Annotated in this window: 10 protein-coding genes and 8 pseudogenes; 7 read left to right on the top strand and 11 right to left on the bottom strand. The window is 58.3% G+C overall.

Annotated elements, in window-relative coordinates; all coding sequences use genetic code 11:
• The first annotated feature begins 8 nt into the window (after positions 1-8).
• Positions 9-1,187 carry a thioesterase domain-containing protein gene (locus P6U29_RS34905; RefSeq protein ID WP_407114733.1) on the top strand — a complete coding sequence of 393 codons (1,179 nt, stop codon included), beginning with the start codon at positions 9-11 and terminating at the stop codon, positions 1,185-1,187.
• Between the two features lie 194 nt (positions 1,188-1,381).
• Positions 1,382-1,852, top strand: a pseudogene (locus P6U29_RS34900) (integrase core domain-containing protein); the annotation flags it as partial.
• Between the two features lie 101 nt (positions 1,853-1,953).
• Here P6U29_RS34900 and P6U29_RS34895 read toward each other — a convergent pair.
• Positions 1,954-2,169: pseudogene (locus P6U29_RS34895) on the bottom strand (IS66 family transposase); the annotation flags it as partial.
• 76 nt (positions 2,170-2,245) lie between these two features.
• Here P6U29_RS34895 and P6U29_RS34890 point away from each other — a divergent pair.
• From P6U29_RS34890 to P6U29_RS34870, 5 genes and pseudogenes are all read left to right on the top strand, one after another.
• A pseudogene (locus P6U29_RS34890) lies at positions 2,246-2,872 on the top strand (transposase); the annotation flags it as partial.
• 572 nt (positions 2,873-3,444) lie between these two features.
• Positions 3,445-5,115: a hypothetical protein gene (locus P6U29_RS34885; RefSeq protein WP_407114732.1), complete on the top strand. Its 1,671-nt coding sequence runs from the start codon at positions 3,445-3,447 to the stop codon at positions 5,113-5,115.
• Positions 5,116-5,565: 450 nt separating this feature from the next.
• The gene (locus P6U29_RS34880) at positions 5,566-6,879 is read left to right on the top strand and encodes a Fic family protein (protein ID WP_407114731.1); all 1,314 of its coding nucleotides are present in this window, start codon (positions 5,566-5,568) and stop codon (positions 6,877-6,879) included.
• A gap of 46 nt (positions 6,880-6,925) precedes the next feature.
• Positions 6,926-7,085, top strand: a pseudogene (locus tag P6U29_RS34875) (IS66 family transposase); the annotation flags it as partial.
• A gap of 1,081 nt (positions 7,086-8,166) precedes the next feature.
• Positions 8,167-9,786, top strand: a complete 1,620-nt coding sequence (locus tag P6U29_RS34870) for an AAA family ATPase (RefSeq protein ID WP_407114730.1) — start codon at positions 8,167-8,169, stop codon at positions 9,784-9,786.
• 289 nt (positions 9,787-10,075) lie between these two features.
• On the opposite strand, the pseudogene P6U29_RS34865 reads toward P6U29_RS34870, so the two are convergent.
• The 10 genes and pseudogenes from P6U29_RS34865 to P6U29_RS34820 form a co-directional block, all read right to left on the bottom strand.
• Positions 10,076-10,950, bottom strand: a pseudogene (locus tag P6U29_RS34865) (IS481 family transposase); the annotation flags it as partial.
• A 57-nt stretch (positions 10,951-11,007) separates the two neighbouring features.
• Entirely contained in the window at positions 11,008-13,686 is a 2,679-nt protein-coding gene (locus P6U29_RS34860; protein ID WP_407114729.1) for a DUF5695 domain-containing protein, read from the bottom strand.
• Between the two features lie 500 nt (positions 13,687-14,186).
• A pseudogene (locus P6U29_RS34855) lies at positions 14,187-14,387 on the bottom strand (IS630 family transposase); the annotation flags it as partial.
• Between the two features lie 1,139 nt (positions 14,388-15,526).
• The gene (locus P6U29_RS34850) at positions 15,527-15,703 is read right to left on the bottom strand and encodes a PilZ domain-containing protein (protein ID WP_407119501.1); all 177 of its coding nucleotides are present in this window, start codon (positions 15,701-15,703) and stop codon (positions 15,527-15,529) included.
• A 60-nt stretch (positions 15,704-15,763) separates the two neighbouring features.
• On the bottom strand, positions 15,764-16,060 hold the full coding sequence (locus tag P6U29_RS34845) for a hypothetical protein (RefSeq protein WP_407114728.1): 297 nt from the start codon (positions 16,058-16,060) through the stop codon (positions 15,764-15,766).
• Positions 16,061-16,528: 468 nt separating this feature from the next.
• Positions 16,529-16,729, bottom strand: a complete 201-nt coding sequence (locus P6U29_RS34840) for a hypothetical protein (RefSeq protein WP_407114727.1) — start codon at positions 16,727-16,729, stop codon at positions 16,529-16,531.
• Between the two features lie 413 nt (positions 16,730-17,142).
• Positions 17,143-18,141: a hypothetical protein gene (locus tag P6U29_RS34835; protein ID WP_407114726.1), complete on the bottom strand. Its 999-nt coding sequence runs from the start codon at positions 18,139-18,141 to the stop codon at positions 17,143-17,145.
• 1,438 nt (positions 18,142-19,579) lie between these two features.
• Positions 19,580-19,849, bottom strand: a pseudogene (locus tag P6U29_RS34830) (IS3 family transposase); the annotation flags it as partial.
• A gap of 40 nt (positions 19,850-19,889) precedes the next feature.
• Positions 19,890-21,264 (bottom strand): annotated as a pseudogene (locus P6U29_RS34825) (IS30 family transposase).
• Positions 21,179-21,838, bottom strand: coding sequence for an IS3 family transposase (locus P6U29_RS34820; RefSeq protein WP_407114725.1), 660 nt, complete (start codon positions 21,836-21,838; stop codon positions 21,179-21,181). The pseudogene P6U29_RS34825 and the gene P6U29_RS34820 overlap by 86 nt, the downstream one beginning before the upstream one ends.
• Between the last annotated feature and the right edge of the window lie 14 nt (positions 21,839-21,852).

Here is a 21,852-nt window from a genome sequence, read left to right as displayed (position 1 = left end):
AGTACATGGTGCCATCGGCGTTCGTGCGGCTGGCGGCGCTGCCGCTGACGCTGAACGGCAAGCTGGACCGCAAGGCGCTGGCTGCGCCGGACGATGAGGCGTATGCGCGCGCCGCCTATGAGGCGCCGCAAGGCGAGATCGAGATCACGCTGGCACAGATCTGGGCCGAGCTCCTCGGTGTGGAGCGGGTCGGACGCCACGACGACTTCTTCGAACTGGGCGGGCACTCACTGCTAGCGGTTCGGCTTCTCAGTCGAGCGCTCGATGCCGGGTTCAAATTTACCGCCGCCGATCTCTTCCAAGCTCCTGTTCTGAAGGAGCTTGCATTGAAGGTTCATTTGGAGCCACAGCCCAGTAGTCCGGGAGTGATTTGTGTTCGCGCAACCGGATCGCAGCCGCCGCTGTTCTTTGTTCCCACAGGCTTAGGAGATTGTTCCTATATCCTCAACTTGGTGGAGGAAATGGACGCGGACTGTCCAATCTATGGTCTACCGTGGCCTTTTTTCAGTGAAGTTTGTTCACCAACTCTTGAAGCGATAGCCTCGCAAGTCATTCCGGCGATCAGGGAGATACGGTCCCGGGGTCCATATCGATTTGCTGGATACTCATCAGGCGGAATATTGGCTTACGCCATAGCCGAGCACTTACTGAGCCTCAATGAAACTATCTCATTTATGGCGTTCATTGATGTTACGCTACCCGCAAAGCCAGCCGGCATGACGCCCACCCAGATGGTATGCGAAGTGGTGCTGGAAACTCTTGAACCCCTTGAGGACGAGCACTTTAAACTATTAAAGCGCTTTGCACGGCACAGTTCAATTGCTCAACTACTTGAGAAGGCTCATCAAATAGGAGCTATACCTCCGGATCACAATGATGCTTTGATGTACGAGAGAATTGAGCAGTTTCAAAGGGCGTTGCAGCTATATCGGGCTCCGTCGCTGCCAATTGAGGTACATCAGTTTTACGCGACAGATTCTTCCGTAAGTTGTCGCGCACGACAAGACAAGAGCTCAATAGCTCCAGAGATGAGCTCGCCGATGCGAGGCTGGGACAGGGTTTTGAGTGCAGCGGCCATTGATACCACACCGATTCCAGGCAATCACGCGACGATGATGAACACTCCAGAAAACCGCAAAGTCCTGGCACGCTCGTTATCAAGAGCCTTAAATAGCTCACCGACGTGATCTGAGGCAGCCGGCGAACTGGACCATTTTTGGTTAGAGTTTTTCGCAATTTCCCGGCCGGGTGGAGCGAAGAACGATGAAGGCTCGAAGTTTTCGGGCGCCCAGAAGGCGTTCATTTTGAAGCTCCACTGAAAGTCCTTGAGGCGGCGTGCGGGTTGATCGGTCTTCTCGGCCGTAGCCGGGGCCGCAGTCAGTTCGTCCGCGATCAGTTGGCGACGGGGCATAAGCTGCGCGTGCTCACGATCGTCGATATCTTCTCCCGCTTCTCACCGGTGCTGCAGCCACGGTTCACCTTCCGCGGCAGCGACGTCGTGGCGATCCTGGAAAGGGCCTGCAAGGAAGTGGGATTCCCGGCAACGATCCGCGTCGATCAAGGCAGCGAGTTCGTGTCGCGCGATCTGGACCTATGGGCCTACCAGCGCGGTGTCACGCTGGACTTCTCCAGGCCCGGCAAGCCAACGGACAACGCGTTCATCGAAGCCTTCAACGGCCGCTTCCGGGCCGAATGCCTCAACACGCACTGGTTCCTCAGCTTTGCGGACGCCCAAGAAAAAGTGGAGACTTGGCGCAGATACTACAACGAAGAACGGCCCCATGGCGCGATCGGCAACAGACCGCCGATTTTACTGCAAAACCACGTCGGCGCATCCAGCCCGCCAACGTGATCACGGCGAAAAACTCTAATTCTGGATGGTCCAAAGTTCGGTCTCGCTGCAAAAACCCCGAGACTCTAACTGCTGCTGGATGAAAATTCAGTGGCAGGTCAGCGCGGCACCACTTCCAGCGTCAGCGTCACGTCCTCGCCAAGCTTGCGAAGGCGATTGCTGCCGCAGCATTCACAAGCTGTAGGCCCATCGATCACCACCCGCTCCCGCGGAAGGTGCTCGGGGAAGGTCTGGCGCTCGGCACGCTTGCGGGTAAACCCCCGCACCGCCGTCGTCTTGGCCACGGCCTGTTCCGCCTCCAGCTCGTCCTCGGTGGCAGCTCACGTCGGTGACCTTGCCCCACCGGCTTAATCCCGTTTGAAGTTCGTTCTGGCCCACGACAAGGACCAGAGCATGAAGCGCAGCCGCTTTTCGGAAGAGCAGATCATCGGGATTTTGAAGGAGCACGAGGCCGGCGTTTCGGTTGCCGACCTGTGCCGCAAGCATGGCGTCAGCGACGCCAGCATCTACAAATGGAGGGCGAAGTTCGGCGGTATGGAGGTGTCGGAGGCTAAGCGGCTGAAGGCGCTGGAGGATGAGAACACGCGGCTGAAGCGGCTGCTGGCGGATGCCATGCTCGACAATGTCGCGCTGAAGGACTTGCTGGGAAAGAAATGGTGACGCCCGCGAGGAGGCGGAAAGCTGTCGCCCATCTCATGGATGCCCACGGGATGAGCGAACGGCGGGCGTGTAAAACCATCGGCAGCTGCCGCATGAGCATGAGATACCGGACGACCAGGTCGGACGATGCCGGTCTTCGCCAGCGCATGCGAGCGATCCCCCCAGGAGCGCCGCCGGTTCGGCTATCGACGCCTGCATGCACTGCTCAAGCGGGAGGGATACCTAATCAATCACAAGAAGCTGTTCCGGCTCTACCGGGAAGAGAGGCTCGCGGTGCGTCGCCGTGGCGGTCGCAAGCAGGCGATCGGGACTCGGACGCCGATGACAGTGCCGATGGCACCGAACGACCGCTGGTCGCTTGTCGGCACTCCCAAATGCGCTGCTTCGTCGAGATCTGTAGGTGAGTGACACATCTAACCAGCGTCCGTTCCGTACGGAATAAATTGGAGCTGGGCGATGTCGGACCCGCAATACCCTCCAAAAATCCGCTTCGGTGTGCTACAATTTATAGGGACATCTTGAAGGATTGCTGGCGGCCCCTCGCGTTATCAATAACTCGTTGCGTTCAAGAGCTCTTTTTACCTGTCCGCGCGCACACTCATCAAAGCGGTCGCGTCGCTACAAAGGTATCGAATTTTTGCGGCCGCGTGGAGGCTGTCCTTAGCTTAGTCTTCGAGACAAGGTCCGCACAGAATTGCGCAATGCTGCCGGCTGAGCTTGCTGGATGGAATTCGCTTTAGATAGGAAGCGGTTGCATTGAGTCACCGGCAGAAGTTGAACTGTAATTGTTTGCTGCCTGCCGAGCGGAGGGGACGAATTTGAGCATTTCGACTCGTCTGCGTGAATTCTCGCAGCTGTTCGTTCTTCCAGTGATCCTGATCCCCGCTTGGCTTGCGTTTGTTGCGGGTTTTTCTTTCGTCGGATTATTGCCGTTGGGGGTTTTGATCGTCTCGGCTATCTCCGTGTTTGCGATCCGCGCATTCTGCCGAAGGCACAGCGGCAACGCGGTCCTCGCTGAGGTCGGTTCGAAACTCGCCACCTACTGCATGGTCACGGGCGCCGTTTCGACATGTTTTCTGTTGCTGCAGATCGGCTTCTATCTTTTCCTGACGGAGTTCTCACCGCGGCTGAGCACCGTATCTGCTTGGTACGACAGCCTCGAGGCTGGACACATAATTGAGCGCGTGGAATCCTTCACTCTGAAGGCGCGCCTTGCAATCATATTCGTTCTTGGTTTCAACCTGATCTTCTTCCCACTTCTCTCCTCGAGGGTAGCTCGACTTTCGAAGATGACATCGAAAGGTATAGACGTCGTCGGCGCCTTCTTCGTTGCGGTCCTGCTGTTCTCCTTCTATGGTTCTGCGCCTAGCGGTTTAAACGCTCTGCGGGTCGAACTTCGGTCCGCCCACGATGCTATAGACAATTCATACAAACGAGCCGTTGCCCGCGCGTCTATACAGTTCGCGAAGGTCATGCTGGACAAGGCGACCCTGCAGGACGACCACCTTTTCCGGACTTCGCCGCCCCCGGGGGATTGGGGTGGTCCGCGACCCGCAGGCGCTCCTCCGGGACCGCGTCCGCCGCCCTCCCCCCCGCCCACCGGTTCGGGGATTTGGGACACCGAACTCAAGGCCAGGGTCCTGAATTCCGACGAGCGGCTGAACGAGCGCATGGCGAGGAGAACGGCCGCCAACGCAACCAAGGTCGTGCGCGGTCAGTCGGACGCGTTGAACACCCCGCCTGCGGCAAGTTCGTCCAAACTGGCCGAGCTCGGATCCGCTCTAGAGGAATCTCGGGGAGCGGCACCGAGGGGAGGGGCCTCTCGCGGGGAAGACCTCGAACGACCACGGGACGGCTCGTCTCACCAGCGTGCGTTCCGAGAGATGCTCTCGACTGCGCTCGACGTTGCGAAGGTCCCCGAGCTCATCGAACCGGCAATATCCGAGTTAGTGAAGGAAACCGTCTCCGGGAAGGTGATCGATGAAATATTGAAGGCGATGAGCGACGATTTCCTGAGTGACGGCATAAGAGCGGCCGCGGTCGAATTCGTCGACGACTTCCTCAAGGGAGTGGTGTCGTCGTCGGATGCGAGATCTGAGCTCCGAAGGAGAGCATCGGCTTTGCTCGACACGAAATTGGGTGCGACTTTGAAAAGTGCCTTGAGCGGGATCCGGGGATACGGATCTATGCTCTTCGACCGTATCCAAAGTCTGCGCGAAGGCAGGAGCGATCCGGTGATTTCCCCGCTAGAGGACGGGATGGTCGCGGAGGCCAAGTCGAAGGCCTCCAGCCTTTCCGATTCCGGTGGAAGGAGCAGGATCGGCTCCGATCTCATCGAAAGGTCGAGGCTCGAAACCTCGAAGATTATCGATATTCTTTCGGTGCAAGCGAGGACCAACGATTTGGCGGCGAGATCGGTGTTGGATGTCGGATCGAACCTTTCGGACGTGGAATCCAAAGCCAGGCGGCTGGGCGAGCTCGTGAGACTGGCCCAAGTCCATGGTTACAGGACGGAGGTCGGAGTTTGCGTCGTGACAATCAGGGGCGTGGTCGTAGCGACGTTCATCTCAACTCGACAGGAATGCGAGGGTGCGGGACGCTAAACTCGAGCGAGACGCCGCTGCCTTGGCCCCTCTTCCGGAGGCCTTCCGGAGGGCAGGCTGGGCCAGCCGGAAACCCGGCAGTAGGGGCTGTCCTCCAGGGAGCAAGTTGGTTTACACTGCCTTAGCAACCAAGGCGTGTTCCCGAACTCCGGGAGGAGCACCTTTACCTCACGGGGATGAAAGCCCTTAGAAGGAGCCTTTTTCTATTCAGCTTTCTATTCGGAGGGCAAAAATCCGATGTTAAGCAATTCGATCTTTCTATGCACGACTCCCTTCGAGAACCTTTGACCTCTGAGGTCTGAAATAGAAAATAAATAAGTTTCAGTGGTTTGGCTGGATTGATCTTCAACCTTCTATTCGCATATCTATTCAAACGCTGCTTTAGCTCTTGTGCCTCTTTCGAAAAGGGCCTGAGCCCAACTCCAATCAATTCAGCGTTCAATTCGCGCCATGACTCTAGACGAGACAGACAAGGCCATTCTTGATGCCATCGAAGCCGGAGCAGATACTGCTTCCGGAATTCTCGCCGCCATGGAGCGGAAGGGAATATCGATAAGCCAGCCAACCCTTTCCAGGCGCTTATCTGCCCTTCAGGCAGATCGACATGTGCTGGTCGAAGGAAAGGGGCGAAATACCCGATACAAGGCGGACAACTACAATCAATATTTCAGCATTCCGCCGGAGCGCCGAAAGGCCGTCAGCTACAATCGGTCCATCCTCGAAGACTATGTCCCAAATCAAACGCGCTGGTTGGATCCTGAAGTTTCGCAGCAACTCTTAGCTGCTGGCGGGGGAGCGAGGCCTGAAGCGAGTACCTATTCGCGCGCTATCGCGCAAAAACTCCTTGTCGATCTGTCCTACGCTTCGTCCAGCCTGGAAGGAAACACCTACTCATACTTAGATACGCAAGTACTCATCGAGTACGGCCAAGCCGCTGAAGGAAAGGCCGTCGATGAAACTCAGATGATCCTCAATCATAAAGAGGCGATTACCTACCTCGTCGACAACATCGCTGACATTGAATTGGATGTTCGTGAAATAAGAAACGTCCACTCTTTGCTTTCTCGTGGCCTTATCGATCCAGCGCCGCGCGGAACGGTGAGAAGGCGGATCGTCGGACTCGGCAATTCCGCCTACACGCCCTTGGCGATTCCGCAAATCCTCGAAGATCAACTCACCCTCATCGTGCAGAAGCAGGCCCTCATTGACGATCCCTTTGAGCGAAGCCTCTTTCTTATGGCGATGATTAGCTACCTCCAGTACTTCGAGGATGTGAACAAGCGCACTGGACGCGTCATCTGCAACGTACCACTGCTCAAGGCAGGCCTGGCGCCCTTGTCATTTATGAGCGTCGACAAGACCAAGTACACTAAAGGCCTGCTCACATTCTATGAACTGGGCCGTCACGATCTAATCGCTGAAGCGTATGCGGAGGGCTATGCGGCATCCGCGAGTCGTTACGATGCTTATGTCGGAAGAGATCGTGAAGAAGCGGAGTTGGAGTACAAGCGACGTGCGGAAATCTACGAAGCCGTCAAACAGTACGTCCTGAAATCGATCGAGCAAGGAGCCAGACTAGACGCTCGAGAGTTTCTTTCAGATCAGTTCGAAAAGGACGAAGGCAAGACAAGAGAGATCCTAATGCGTCGGACAGGGGACATCGTCGAAAGCCTTAACGAGGGAAACCACGTCGCCTACGGAATCGGTCGAAAGACATTCGACACTTACCATAAATTAGGTGCAGACTCGAAATCCACGCGCTGACCGCATATATGGTCCTTGGCAAAGCTTTAATTGCGTTTGGGTATACGACCGGATCGAGCGGCTGACGCAGATCCTGAAGGCCTTCGACGGCGCCCGGTTCGGCCGGTGATCGGAAAAGCTCGGCGAACGGCGACGATGCACAGCAGGCCTTCGTCTTCGAGGAGATCGAGACCGGCATCGCTGCGATCAAGACGCAGGTCAGCAAGAGCCTGAGCAGGCGGATGGCAACTGTCTTTTCTGCCAGAAGCGAATCAGTCGTCCGTGAAGAACTTCCAAGTCGTTGATTTAGAATCTGGAAGTGGGATATTGCCTTGGCTTGATTTGCTGGAAATCGGGCCTTTGGAACGGGATTCCTTGCAAAGTTAATTTGTGATTCACTCGCCTCGGACTGCGTTGGCGAGGGATGGCCGTGCCTCTTCAGCGCAACTCCCGAATGCCGGCGATGTTCGGCACAAAGTACCAAAATGCCGCAGCTGTCGGTGCATTATGCGGTACCGCGTCGCCGATATTGCTAGCTCTTCTTGATTGCCGAGAGCCCACGCCCCCCCAATTATCCATGACATCAGCAGTGATGAGGCGCAGCCCAAGTCAGCGGACACCGTGGTGATCGGCGGCGCGGTTGTTAGCGCCAGTTCGGCCGAATCCTGGCGCGGCGGGGCCTATCGCTAGCGCTTATCCAAAAGGGGGCTGTCGGTTGCGAAAAGTCAGGCCGGAGTGTGGCTAGTGCCATCGGCAGAACCGCGATGCGCGTGAATTTCCGGCTCCCTAATCTAGCAATTCGCGAGCTTCAAGAAGCGAAGCTCATGCTCCTGGGCAGGTACCGATTCTCCAGCAAAGAACAGTTTGAGAGTCGCTTTCGCGACCGGCATGCAATTTGCTGAAAGATCCGGAAACGAGAGAGGCTTGATGACAGGCAGTGACATCATTCGCCAATTACACCAACACGGGTGCGTCTTTTCGAGGACTGTAGGAGAGAGCACAATTGTGAGGATACTGACAAAGGCCAAACATGCCGTCGCCCGGGTCCACGACGCGATTGTGCGTTTGGTCCGCCGGGTCCTGCGTGTCCTTACTCGGCTATCCGAATCGATTGCGCCATTCGGGCCAATCGACGCTGGCCTCGCTGGGGCGCACGGTGAGCCGCCAATGAGTCCTCTGGCAGTCCATGCGGCTGAATAGCGCCTGCACGTCAAAGCGCAAGTTCATCGAAACCACCCTACGACGAACCGAGCGCATCAAGCGAAGTAAGTCCAACGACAACCCTTTCACTCATACTAGGAGCTTCGGATGGATCATCAAGTTTACACTGTGCCCGAGTCTGTACAGCTGGTTTTTCAAGATGCCGGTGAGACGCCGCGCCGTTTCGTGGTGGATCTATTTCGGAAGGTGTTCGGCAGGAATGAGCGCGATGCCTGCGTCCTTTCCGAGTTGATCAAACGGCAGAACAAGGTGGAGTGCGGCCCCTTTCCAGCATCAGTTGCAAAGGCGCTCTTCGATGCGGCGCAGGAACGAATCCGAGCTGAAGGACAAACGTTGCAAATCACCTCCGAGCCTGCTGGAGAAACCGAGGCACCAGATCCGACCGAAATCCAGTTCGAATGGGCCCGAGACGCGCTTGCCTGGCATTTCGCCGAAATCCCGCCGAACAGCCTCGTGACTATGGTGCGACAATTTCCCGGCCACATGCGCGCGGACATCCAGATCGCAATTGACAAGCTGTTCGCTTCGCCGGTCCGCTTCTTTGGCCTGCAGCAGCGATGGACTTTGGAGAAGCTGTCATTTGCGCAGCTCCGGCGCGCCGGAGACGATCCCATCTTGGTGGTGTCGCCACAATACCACGAGATCGACATCGGCGAGGCGACCCCAGTCAAATGCCTGCACAACGGGCTGTGGCTGTGCGAGACGAACGAGTTCCGTTACGCTGTCGTGCTGTCCTATTACCGCGAGCCCATTCAACAATGCGGGACAGACCCAGAGGAGATGATGCTCATTGAGATCGCGGTGCCCGTCGGCGGGGCCGGCGAGTCTTTCGCGCAGCACTGCTTCGTTGAACTCGAGAGAGCGGTACAATCCGGCGGATCGTACCGTGGCAAGATCCTGTCCCTCGAAAGCGATCCGAATTACAGCGGCCGTTCGCGCGGCCTTACGGTCCATCGTTGGCCCCGTGTAGACCGCGCGGACGTGATCCTGCCGGAAAAGGTGCTCAAACTGCTGGATGGAAATGTATTGAGCTTTGTCGGAATGCGCGATGCGCTGCGCCGGCTCGGCCAATCGACACGCAAGGGCATCTTGCTTTATGGCCCGCCAGGCACCGGCAAGACCCACACGATCCGATACCTCGCAACTAACCTGGCTGATCAGACCACTCTAATAATGGCAGCCGAGGAGGTCGGTTCGCTCGGTGTCTATATGAACCTCGCGCGGCTGTTGCAGCCGGTATTGGTGGTGATCGAGGACGTCGATCTGATCGCGCGCGACCGCAATGAGATGCGAGACACGCGCGAAGAAGTGCTGCTCAACAAGCTTCTCAATGAGATGGATGGGTTGAAGGAGGACGCCGACATCCTGTTCTTACTTACCACCAACCGACTGGAAGAGCTCGAGGGTGCGCTCGCGGCGCGGCCTGGCCGGATCGACCAGGTCATCGAGGTGCCTTTACCTGATGCTCATGGCCGCGACAAGCTGGTGCGGCTCTATGGCAAACGCCTGCCACTCACTGAGTCCTTTGTCAATGAAGCCGTGCGACAGAGCGAGGGCCTCAGCGCCGCCTTCATCAAGGAGTTCATGCGTCGCATCGCGCAATCGTCCATCGCGCGCGATGGCGGCAAAACGGTCATCTGCGATGATATCGATCAGGCGCTGGACGATATGCTGCCGATGAGGGGGCGCGGATCGCGGGCCGAGTAAGCTGGACCATGAGCCGCGACAAAGGGCAAGAGCGGCCACAAAGTGTGCGCGCAGCTGTCCGAAATCGGTCAGTTGGCCGACGTTCAGATCGGCGGCCGCCTGATCGGCGAGTTGGCACCCCGCAGCCGCGCTCGTGCGTCAGCGGAAGCAGACGGACCATGAGCCGGCATGGTTTGAGCCGGCATGGTTTCCAGTGAACCCATGCGGGTCTCGCTCCTCCGCGCCGAAATCAGGATGAAAGCTGACATCGCTGCTACGTCGATCGACGGTGTGAGGCCATTTGAGGGTTTTTGAGTCGCTTGGCGAAGTTGTAGGCGTTGACGAAGTCTGAGAGGTGGCTGCGGAGCTCGGCGTGAATCTCGTAGTGGAAACGCTTGACAGTGGCGTCCTTGATCGTTCGGTTCATGCGCTCGACCTGACCGTTAGTCCAGGGATGTTTGGGCTTGGTGAGGCGATGTTCGATATCGTTGCGGGCGCAGGCCACGACAAAAGCATGCGCCCAGAAGAGCTCCTTCCGCTCGATCTTCTCCTTGATGTCAGCTGCGGTCCAACTGTCGCCGGGTGAAGTGAGTGCCACTGTCCGTGAGGACGGTTCAACCTTATAAGGCAGGGCCTTGATGAGATTCTGCAAGAATTCGGCGGCGACGCGCCTGGTAGCTTTCTCGTGCAACTCTGTGTAGGCGAACTTCGAGGTGCGATCGATGGCGACCAGGCAATAGAGCCGGCCTTCGGCGGTGCGGACCTCAGCTATGTCGATCTGGAAGTAGCCGATTGGATAGCTCTTGAACTTGCGTTTGATGCCTTTGCCATCTTCCACGTCCGGCAGCCGCGAGATGCTGTGGCGCTGAAGACATCGATGAAGCGATGAGCGGGTCAGATGCGGGATCGTGGCCTGAAGAGCGTAGAGACAGTCGTCGAGCGGCAACAGCGTTGCTTGCGAAAGGCCACGATGATGGCTTCGTCCTCCACCGATAGAGAGGTAGACTTAGGCTCCTTGGGTCCTGCCTTCAGATCACTGACGGAGCCGCGCCTCTTCCACTTGGCGACCGTCTTGGGATTGATCCCGTAGCGCTTAGCCAGCGCTCTTAAGCTCTCTTAACTATTTTGTATTGCTCGACGGACCGCCTCCGTCGTGGTGGCGCAGCCGTGTAAAATTTGTCCCATAGCGCTTCCTTCGAATCGTGCGATAGGGATGCAGTATCAAAGCCCGGGACTAAACATCTAGTGAAGCTGAACCCGCGGTAAGCGCGCCGCAGGCAAGCGGACGACGATCTGGCTGTCCGTGATGTCGACGACTTCCTTGCGCTTTCTCCCCTCACCGTACCGCAATTCGAACGTCACTCCCGATGCAGATGGGGCAAATGGCTCAGGCGTAAGGCTGATCCACCCCTCCCCCAAATTCAGAATGATCGGTCTATCCGCCCGGAATCGGGCGTCAAGCAGCACCAAGTCCAATCGGAGAGACTGGAGCCGCACGTTGAGCCGTCGCCGCACGCCATCACGTGGCCAGATATGTAGGGTGTGAGCGAAGGTCTCCATGATGCCACCGTGACAAACCTGCCCAAAGATGGGATCGTCGGCAACGATCGTCGCAGCAGCGCGGACCGCCCCACAAAATCCCAGGTCGATCTCGCACGAGTAATACCACGTTCCACGGTGATGCGGCTGACCGAGCCACGTGGTCCCGCTCGGCGCCGGCTCGAAGCCGCCACCGGCCGCGCCGTCATTTTCCTCGCCCGGATACCAATAGCCATGACCGGCCGACGCAGGGCCGCTGTTCAGCAAAGCCCACGCGCTGAGTTGTGACGCATAGCCGAGACGAAGGAGCGGATGCGGGTCGTCTGCATCGTTCAGCGCATGATCAAGCAGCGCCCAGCCGCCCATCTGCGCCATGTAAGTCAGCGTATAGGCGTCGCCCGCAGTGCGGCGATAATCGCTGCCCAGGTAGTAATAAGCAGGTTCCAGCCAGCCACGGCAGAACAGATTTGCAGCGATCTGACGCTCCGCGAAGGCACGCGCTGCCGTCTTCGAAACACCCATGGCGACAGGGTCGTCAAGGGCCGAGCGCGCCAGTGCCTGCGTTGATTCGAAGGCTGTGGAATCGAACGGATATTCCGATTTGAACAGGTCCGCCTTTGGATCGACGAAGGCGCGCACCTTACGCGCCCAGTGCGCCTCCAAGGTCGCTGCCTCGCGCGTCAAGCCCGCCGTCGTAAGCGCCGAAACCAGTTCGGGGATCACACATTCGTTGGTGCAGCCGGTGTGATAGGCAGACCACATCACCACGCGCATCGGCACCGTGAACATGGCCAGCGCTGTACCGTAGGCGCGTACCAAATAATCTCGTGCGCTCTGGCGGGTGGGTATCGCGGGATGGTCACGCGCGATGCGGTGCATGGCCAAATACATCGCGAAGATGTGCGGATAGTCATAAGGCCGCCAGATATGCAAGCGGCCCTTTGGGCCGGGATCGCTGCTTTCCCGGTTCTGCTTCCAATCGGGTATGCCGTAGAGGCCGTAGGCGTATGCCTCCTGTGTGCTACGTTGCAGCCCGCCCCAGACGAACGTATCGATATACCGGTCCAGCGCCGCCACTTCCGCCGCATCAGGATGCTCGGCATTCTTGATTGCGAGGTAAGCGGGCTTGCTCAGCCCGGGATCGTCGCACGTCACCTCGTAGATGCGCCAGCCCTTGATCCGGTCGTAATTGTCCGGGCCAAGCAGGACCTGCGTCTCCATGTTCCACTCGCCAAACAAACCGTCGTACCATTTGGACCGGTCACAATGCTGCCGCTTCACGATGAAGGCTGCGCGCTTCTTCATCATCGTCTCGACGGGCTCGGTAGCGAAGAATTCAAGAAAGGTCTGGCGCGCACCCGGCTGGTGCAGGGTCAGCCGGTTCTCGCCCAATCGCGAAAACCGGACCCGCCACAGTCGCCTGCCAGCCCGATCCGGCAACCGTTGCACCACCGTGTCGCGGGTAAATTCCGCTTCGATTCGCTCCACCGGAATGGAGGACGCGAGCGCGATGTCGACATGCAGGTCGTTGGGAACCGTCATGCCCGGTATTACTTCCACGTCCACCAGACCGGCGTCCGCGATAGCCCTGCGCGCCGCCCCGTAATCGGCAACCCACTGGAAGCGGAGGCGGTAACGCCGTTGCTCGGCCGGCGACAGGGACAGGGAATGGGTCGGCTGTCGCCAGCGAGTCCCGCCAGCCACTGCCTCGCCGGCGGCCGCCCCGCCCAAGATGTAGGCGCACCACGTCCCACTGGCTTCGGGAGAATCCTTGTGGACATCCCAATATTCCAGTGACGTGTCCGCTTCCGGTAAGAGCATGAGGAAGGGACCAATGCTGTTGCCGCGAATCCAGAAGATGTGCGATCCATGCCCCGAGACGAAGCTGTGCTTCAAGACAGCCACCGATACCGGTTGCCCTGCCGGAAATTCGGTGTTCATCGGCATGGGCAAATAGAGGTCGCCAACCTCCACCCTCGCCATGCCGTCGTTCCGCAGCATGATCTCCCACGTCAATCCAGCCTCGTCGACTGCGAGGCGGGTCGTGAGAAGGACGCCGGCATCGCGGGCTGCTAGTTCAAGGGCCGCGCTATGCATCGGCTTCGTTGCATCAACGCCGGTTCGAAGCGTATGCCACTCGGATCCGGCACGCCGAACTCTAGCGTGAGCCGCCCCCAGCACGGCTCCAGGCAGGACATAATCCGTGTCATACGCATCGTTACGATAACGCAACGAGGTGATGCCGTCTTGTGTGCACCCAACGACGAAGGGAGAGTCGACCGCCTTCAACACCATGGTAATCTTGCGCTGCGGCCGATTGGGTGTAGGCACCGTAACGCCCGCGAACAACGCGCTACCCAAGAAGCTACTGCCCAACAGCATGGACGCGTCCAGGCTTTGGACATGCCTTTGGTCTTCGTCATCAACCGTATCCGGTATCGCTACTACGGATGATCAAGGCGTGCCGTTTCCCGCCGTAAACGTCAACGCGACAAAGCGACATACGTTCTCAAGTACCCAGCGTTCGGTCGGCACCGCTTCGTCACCATCGGTCCTCACGGTGCCCTTGGACACCAGACGTCGCACGCAAGTAGGCCAAGCTGCTCTTGGGCCTGGTTGCCAATGGCAAACACCCGGTCGACGACAAAGTCACGGCGCGCCTGAGGCGTCTGTATAAGGACCATGATCCCAGCTTCAATCACGCTGAAGCCACCAACGACGTCGATTATCCAATCCCTCTAGGCGATCGTCTTGCCATCCGCGCTCGCGCCGTCTCCGCAACTCCGACCAGCTCCGACGACGTGAGCGCTACCAGCAGAGCACGCTGATCAGAGGGGCCCTTTTGGACGCCGATGGGGGTCCCATTCCAGTGCCAATTGACACTCAAAAACGTCGCGGTTGATGGGGCCATCGAGCACCCAAGGACCGATGATGCCATGTGTGGCGAGAGCGGCTACGCAGGTTGTCGTTTTACAGTGGCCGTGAGCGATGCTGGCCCGCAGGCGTTCGCCGCGCCTGCAGCGACCATGTGTTCGCGCCATGTTGGTCGATGCCCAGGTCTCATAAATGAAGACGATCCCGGTCGACCTTGTCCTGACTCTCGCGCGGCCTCGTGGCCCTTCAACGTTCAAAACACCGGCTGTGTTTGTGGCGCCTTGGAGTTTTCAAAGCGTAGTCAGGCGCTTGATGCGTGCTTTCCGAGATGGCACGCCTGTTGCTATTGGGATGCAGAAACACGGAGTGAGGGCTGAGCGCACACCAGATGCGCAAAACGAGTGATGCTCTCCTTCTCTTGAACGCCCGTGTTAACGCCGGACCAGCAAGCGGTGTAGTCGTAGTTGCCCTCCTTGGTAGCGCCGCCGCATAGGTGGAGGGCGCAGAGGTGATGATGAATAGGGAGAGCACAATAGTTCGCATGACCAAGTATCAATCGAAGCTCAGAACCCCCACTCAGTGGGCGAGCCAATCACACTCAGGAATTTCCGCTCTAAGTGCCGGCCGATGGCATTGACGCTGCCAGTTCAAATAACGGCGGGTTCGGTGCGCCGCCGTTTTGTGGGCAGCTATCGGCCGCTCAATTGCGACCAACTCTAGCGTGATGCGCTTGAATCGAAATGCAACAAATGTTTCGCGCGGGACGCTTCTTCCATCCCGAGCTTCCGATTCCGGCGAGCTTAGAAGAATACTGACCTACCTACCGAACACCAGTGTCCGCGCGGTGGCGTCGCAAGCTTGCAAGGACAAATGCGCCGGGCAAGGCGGACCGCGAAGAGTCGTCGCAGTGCGTTACTTCTTCACCAGTATTCCCATTGCTTGTGCCATACGCCTCATCGAGCCGGCGTGGCGGCTGAGTTCGGCAGCGATCTTCGATGCGCCAACGCCTTGCCGGGCGAGCCTGACCAATCGTCCAAGCTCCTGCTGCTGGGCGCGTGACTTGCAAAAGTCGGAGACGGTTCGCCGACGACCCTTACTCCGATATAGGAGCTATGTAGGTTCGGTCTAAGACAGTGTGTCTGGCAGCACCGTCGAACAGCACAGTTATGCCGGTGGTGCGAACACTATGTCGACAGTACCTGGTTTGTCGGCTAACTCGGGGAAATGACCCCAAGCTGGCTCATCTTAAAGCGGTTGCCGACAACAACTCTGTCAGCCGCCTGAGCGATCATGGGGAAATCCAAACTTACCTCCTTGTGAACTGACGAGACGCTTCTCGGCGTTCGCCTTACCCTTTTTTTGTAGTGACGAACTGAACCCCGACGTGAGACCCATCCACCCAAATTAATTCGCAGCGCCGAAATGCCAGACCCGTGGAGGACAGCAGCAAGAAAAATTCCTGTGCTTTGAGGGGCTCCGTTGAGCCCTCGACCTCAAGCTTGGCTCCGCTTGCGGAGGCGTCGATGAGAATGCAGCTTCGCCGCCACGTCCCATCAATACCATGATGCTGACCGTACGCTTGTGTTCAAACCGAACGCGGTGCGCCTTTCGATTGTCTTCCATCATCCGCAGCGCCCAATTTTAAATCAGTATGTTCAAATAGACCCGCCGCCTCCCTGCGCGTCTCTGCAATGAGCGAATCGATCCTCGCTGACTGGGCCAGTAAGGTCGTTCTGGTTCTTTCATTCAGTCTTGTCTGTCCCACAATCAATCGGATGCAGCCATTCGCGAGTTCAAGAAGGAAGATGGCCTGACGGATGTCGTCTGTTGTTTGAATTTCGAGCGCTTGAACCTGCGATAACAGAGCGGCGATGTTCGCCAAAATGTCAGACAGTCTTTGGCGCGAGGAGTTTCTCTGAGACTTCGCCTTGTGTTGATGTCGAAATGTGAGCACTGACGACATAATCGCAAATCTCTATTGCGGGCCGGCCATTGTGACGTGCTGTGCCGAAAGTGATCGAAGAAGAAAAATGACGAAAAATACAACGGCACGCGAGAACATCCGGACAGGCCAACTCGGATGGGCCTGGCCATCACGACCATGCGCACACCTCCTGTAGAATGTCCTTGTCCAAGACTTTAGGCCAAAGCGATTGACAAACAGTTATGGGGTTGCGAGTAGCCGGTATCGTAATATGCAAGCTGCGTCGAGAAGCGCCATCGAAATTCGGCAAAGGTTTGCTCGGGAATGGCCGGGCGCCGGCTGCAAGTTGACCGCCGGAAAGGGAGAGCATAGCGGCTGCGTGGTAGTGATGCCGTGGAGTGCAAAAGCCACTCCGAGGCGATCGCACTAAATCACTCTCTTTTTCGTGAACCGCAAGCTACGGGTGTAATACCCCTGTCGCTGAACGGTCGACCTAATCTCGTCGCTTACTTTGAGAATTCTCTTTCTGCTCTTGCGCCACTTATTTGCAGAGCAAGGCCCGGGTATCGCGGAGCCTGTGCTTAGAACGAGCAAGTCACGTTTGCCATTGCGATAGACATCAAACACTTTTCGCCCCGCTGATCATTCGAAGTAAAAACGAAATATGTTTTCGTCATTCCGGTCAACCAGCTTACTACCAAGAACGGCAGTGCGGGTTGTAAATGTGCAACGCTCCGCGACTTCTCCTTCAGTACGTGCCAAGCCAGCGAAGACGCCGTCCCAAGACGGACTGCTGGATGACGATGAAAAAAGAAGGCAAAAGCCTCCCGCATTCTTATTCGTGCTGCGGGGCGTCGGTGTTAATAGTTGGTTTAGTTCCCGGCATGATCATTGGGACCACAAGGGACCCGAGCATGCAACTGCGTCATGCCAACGCCTTGGAAAGGATCGAGACGGTCGCGGGTCGAGGCGGTATCGAGGTCGCGACGTGGGCGTGCACCGCAGGAAGAAACCAGGAGCAGGCGCGGGCGGAGCAGGCGTCAGGCCGAAAACGCATCCGCCACGTATTTCCCCGCCGCCATCGCAGGTGGCAAGTTGGGATTCGTGCTGTGCCAGGTCGGTGGCCATTGGTTCGGCCTGTGTCCCCACATGTTGAGCTGTCCCAGGGCGTCGAAAAGTCCAAGGTATTGATAGTAGCTGACGCCTTCGACATCCGTCGAAATCGGGCAGCCGAGCGTTACGACTTGGAGTTCGTGTGTTCGGTCAGGCGGAAGGGATCTGATTGCATTGCCGATCTGCAGGGCGCCCTTGCTGTGTCCAACCAGAAGCTTGAACGGCGCGTCACGATGAAAGAGGAGGGCGTGAAGAACGTCTGAGGAGCCGGAGCCGTGGCGAAAAACTGGCGCGCCGTGCAGGGTCTTCGCATTCGGCGTGGACGCGGGCAGTTGGCGGCCTATGCTCGCTGTCCGGGGCGCGGTATTGGCAAGAGCGTTCTGGATCAAGCTCTTTGCATGCAGATAGTCGTAAAGGCCGAAGCCGAACCAGCCCCCTAGCGCCTGCAGAATGACGTCAGCCATGCCATATCCCGGGACGATGGCAAGCACAGGTTTTCTCAGTACGATCGAGATGTCCCACGCCAGCGCGGCGCTGCCAAGCGCCGAGCTTCCGACCCCCGTGATTGTAGCGATGTCGACAGTGCGCGTTTCCGGGTGAGGCGAGGTCAAGAACAGCTCCACATTCGTGTATCTGTGCACGTAGGGTGCGGTATTAGCGTCGATGAGCAGAAGCGAGCCTTCGGGGTCACTGAGTGCATCGAGTTGGACGATGCGGGAGGGAGTTTTCTCCTGACGAGCTCGCGCGGGCGCGTCTTTTTCGGCGAGCTGCGCGGCCAATGTCGCTACATCGTAAAAAACGATATCCAGCGCCGTGTTGAATAGGCGGCAGGCGCGGACGGCGGGTTCAATTAACTGTGGCGGCGGCTCAAAGAGATTGAGAAAGGATCTCTCAGATTGGGGCGACAGATTGTCTCCGATTGGCATGTGAAATCTCCTCGAGGCTCAATTGAGCATGCCACGGTTCTGTAATGGCCTTGGAAGCATGAAATGCACGCGGGTCGGCGGGATCGGTCGAGTGTGGGGAGTAGAGGAACAAATAAGGCCGCGGTATTTTTTAAGTTCTTCAAGCCGTCGATTTCGCCACCGTTTTCTAGCCGTGCTAACTGTCGACCAGACGTCCCGCTCAGACTTTCTTCACGGGGCGGTCTTCGATGCGGCCTCAGACGGCGACAACAATTGCGATCTCGTGCCGCTGCGGGGTCGCTTGCCATGGATCTCCCCTTGTCACCTCGATGCGGGCCTGCCCGAATTGAACCGCACGAAACAAGATGTTGGTTGGCGGTCCGACTGGGCTCAGCACGCGGCCATCGTCCGAGAGTATGCCGGTCGAGAAGACACCTAGCAGCTCGACTCTCGCCTTCCAGAACATGACGACGTATTTCAGCAGCCCGACCTAGTTCACTTCTCGCCAAAAATGGCGTGCCCGCCAATGTATCTGCGAACGTATTTCCGAAGGTAAGTACGCTCGCGCAGTCAGAGCACTATCGTTGCCTGCCGGAGTCGAAGGTCACTGATGCTGCCCTACGACGAAATTGGTAGCTTATTCCATATCTCATCCGATAGGTAGTTCTTTTTTTCTAGGACAACTTGTCGCGTAATGGTTGTCGTACTCATCTTGTCGTGCTCATGATGGCTCGCCGCTTCCAGCTCGCCGGATGCTGAGAGCATTTTGTCTCGCGAGCATCGCACGGAGCTCAGAATCAAGAAAGCCGTTTTGGTGCAGGGCATTGGCCTTCGGGAATTTGCATGGCAAGGACGCCGGTTTGAACGTCACCCTATTACCTTGAGCGCAACCGCGCTCTTCGTCGATCTTGTTATACATTTCGTCATTCGACGATGATGCGGATGTCTGTCTATCGAGGGACGCGCCGCGCACCCGACGCCCGGCGCTCAATCTCCCCTGGCGCTCCAAAACTATGTCCCGCATCTCTCGTATGACGAGCAGCATGCAGGCATCGGAAACCCGCTTGTGCCGTTCGCCTCCAGCTTTGCTGGCGATCGATTTGAATGCGCAGAAGCGGTCCACAGTAGCAGTCGGGTCCCGCATGATTGTAAGATCAGCTTCAACTCCTTCCGATAGGCGCACGTGTAGCGGCAGCGGAAGATGCGTCCCTCTGTTGAAAGGGTCTGAAGCTGTCGCTTGAAGTGAAGCGATGATGCGCCGCGATCGCGTATACAGCAACGAGGTTCAGAGGGCGTTGCGGCTCAGGTGGGCGCAAATGAAAAACCCGCCGAAGTGGGGAAGTCGTCAGCACCTTGCGAGTCAAAAGCTCTCAGCGCGGATTCTATGAGCCCACTCTCCGCGCCAGCGTGTGCCAGTCGCTGCTCTGTTGGTGGAATTGATCTTCCCCCAAAAAGTGGATTAAGCTGCGTTTAGCTCCATCTCGATCGGTGCGGTATACCCGATGGCGGAATGGAGCCGGGTTCAATTGTAGAAGCCCTCGATGAAGGCGAAGATATCGCATTGAGCCTCGGCTCGGGTCTCATATTGGCGACGATGGACGAGTTCGGTCTTCAGGGTGTGGAAGAAGCTCTCTATAGGGACATTGTCGTAGCAGTTGGCTTTGCGGCTCATCGATGCGGTGATTCCGGCAGCCGAGAGGATCGCGCGATAGTCCTGTGAGGCGTATTGGGCGGATTCAAACGGTCGTAGCGACACCAGTTATTTTCACTCATGACAGCAAGTCGTCAAGCGCCTCCGCGGGCGTTTTCCAACCCAGTGTCTTTCTCGGTCGGGCATTGAGGGCCGCTGCCACAGCGGATATCTCGTCGGCGCTGTGGATGCTCAGGTCTGTGCCTTTCGGGAAGTACTGCCGCAACAAACCGTTGGTGTTCTCGTTAGTGCCACGCTGCCAAGGGCTTTTCCGGGTCGCAGAAGTAGACCTGGATACCCGCATCGATCTTGAGACGATCGTGCTGAGCCATTTCGGCTCCCTGATCCCAGGTTAGCGAGCGGCGCAGCTCTTCGGGCAAAGTGATGATGGTGCGCGTGATCGCGTCGCGCACGGCTTCGGCCCCATGTCCCGCGAGGGCGGGCCCATTCTTCGCGCGCGGAGCTTCGCCATGCCCCGCCAACCGTGGAAGCTGCAAGAGCATCGTGAAGCGCGTCGTGCGCTCAACCAGCGTGCCGATTGCCGAGCTGCCAAGACCGAGGATAAGATCTCCCTCCCAGTGTCCCGGCACAGCTCGATCGGCCGCTTCAGCGGGGCGCTCACTGATCATGATCTCCGGCGAGACAAAGCCTTTGCCTCGCCTGCGTACGCGCGGTTTCGGCATCCGCAACACGCGCCCTGTTCGCAAGCAGGCCGTCAGCTCGCGGCGTAGCGCCCCACGGCCCTGAACGAAGAGGGCTTGATAGATAGCTTCGTGGCTGATGCGCATCGTCTTGTCGTCCGGGAAGTCGATCGGCAGGCGTCGGGCAATCTGCTCAGAGCTCCAGGCCTTGGCCCATCGCCGATCCTTGCGCGGCCCATGCCGGCGGCCCTTCCACGGAACGGCGGGACCAGGAACGGGAGTGCCGCTCGGAGCCACGACGACACCGGCAAGTCACTCTTCCACATAAGTGCGCAAGGTGGTGTTGAGCGCAAGCTTGGTCAGCTTCGGACGACGGGCCGATCGATCTGCATGCCACTGGGCAGTCGTCGCCCGGTACTCCAACCCGCCGCTGCGGGTGGCCGCATTGCGCCGCAGTTCACGGGAGATTGTCGAGGCAGACCGCCCGAGGCGGCGCCCAATCTCCTGGATGGAATGGCCCTGCACCTTGAGGAGTGCGATCTCCTCGCGCTCACCAATGAGAGAGTACCGCCAAGAGAGCGGCGTGGCCGAAGATCTGAACATCGCTGGTGGCATGCCGCCCGCCTTTCGGAACCATCTGGTTCCGACAGATTGCGACACTCCGGCTTCGAGCGCAGCCTCCTCGCTGCTCAGACCCCTGGCGATCGTCCGGCAGAATCTATTCTGTTCATCGCGCCCTGCAGCAGACGGCCGCCCTGGCGATGGCAATGGCGCTCGTCCTGATCGTGCCGATCGCCGCTTTCGAATGCTCATCGCAACCTCCAACCTCGGAGTGTTGCGGCGACCGTTTGAATCCGCCCTGGGCGCCGCGATCGGAATGATGGATCAATCCGGCGCCGGGCCGCTGCTGGCGGATCGCCATCGTCAGCGCGGAGGAAACGAGTTCGACCCGCATGTGATTGCGCCTCGCCCAACCGCCGATCTTGCGGCTGAAGAGGTCCATGACGGCGGCCAGGTACAGCCAGCCCTCGGCGGTCGGGATGTAGGTGATGTCGGCAAGCCAGACTCGGTTGGGGGCTGCGGCGGTGAAGTCGCGCGCGATTAGGTTCAGCGCGATCGGCAGATTGTGACGACTGTGGGTGGTGCGGACCCGACGTGGCGGCGCCATGATCGCCCGAATGCCATGCCGTTGCATCAGCCGTTCGATCCGGCCTCGGCTGGCGCCACGTCCCTGCGTTCGCAGGACAGCGTGGACCCTGGGACTGCCATAGCGCTGGCCGCTCGCGCGATGGACCTGGCGAATCTCGGCAAGAAGCGTCGCATTGGCGGTCGCGCGAGTGCTCTGCGGACGCCCACGCCAAGCATAATAGCCGGCCGGCGAGACCACATCAGCCGCACCGG

Source organism: Bradyrhizobium sp. LMG 9283 (assembly GCF_045571415.1).
In the GTDB taxonomy this organism is placed as follows: Bacteria; Pseudomonadota; Alphaproteobacteria; order Rhizobiales; family Xanthobacteraceae; genus Bradyrhizobium.
The sequence above is the reverse complement of the archived record's forward strand: the minus strand, read 5'-3'. Positions and strand labels throughout refer to the sequence as shown.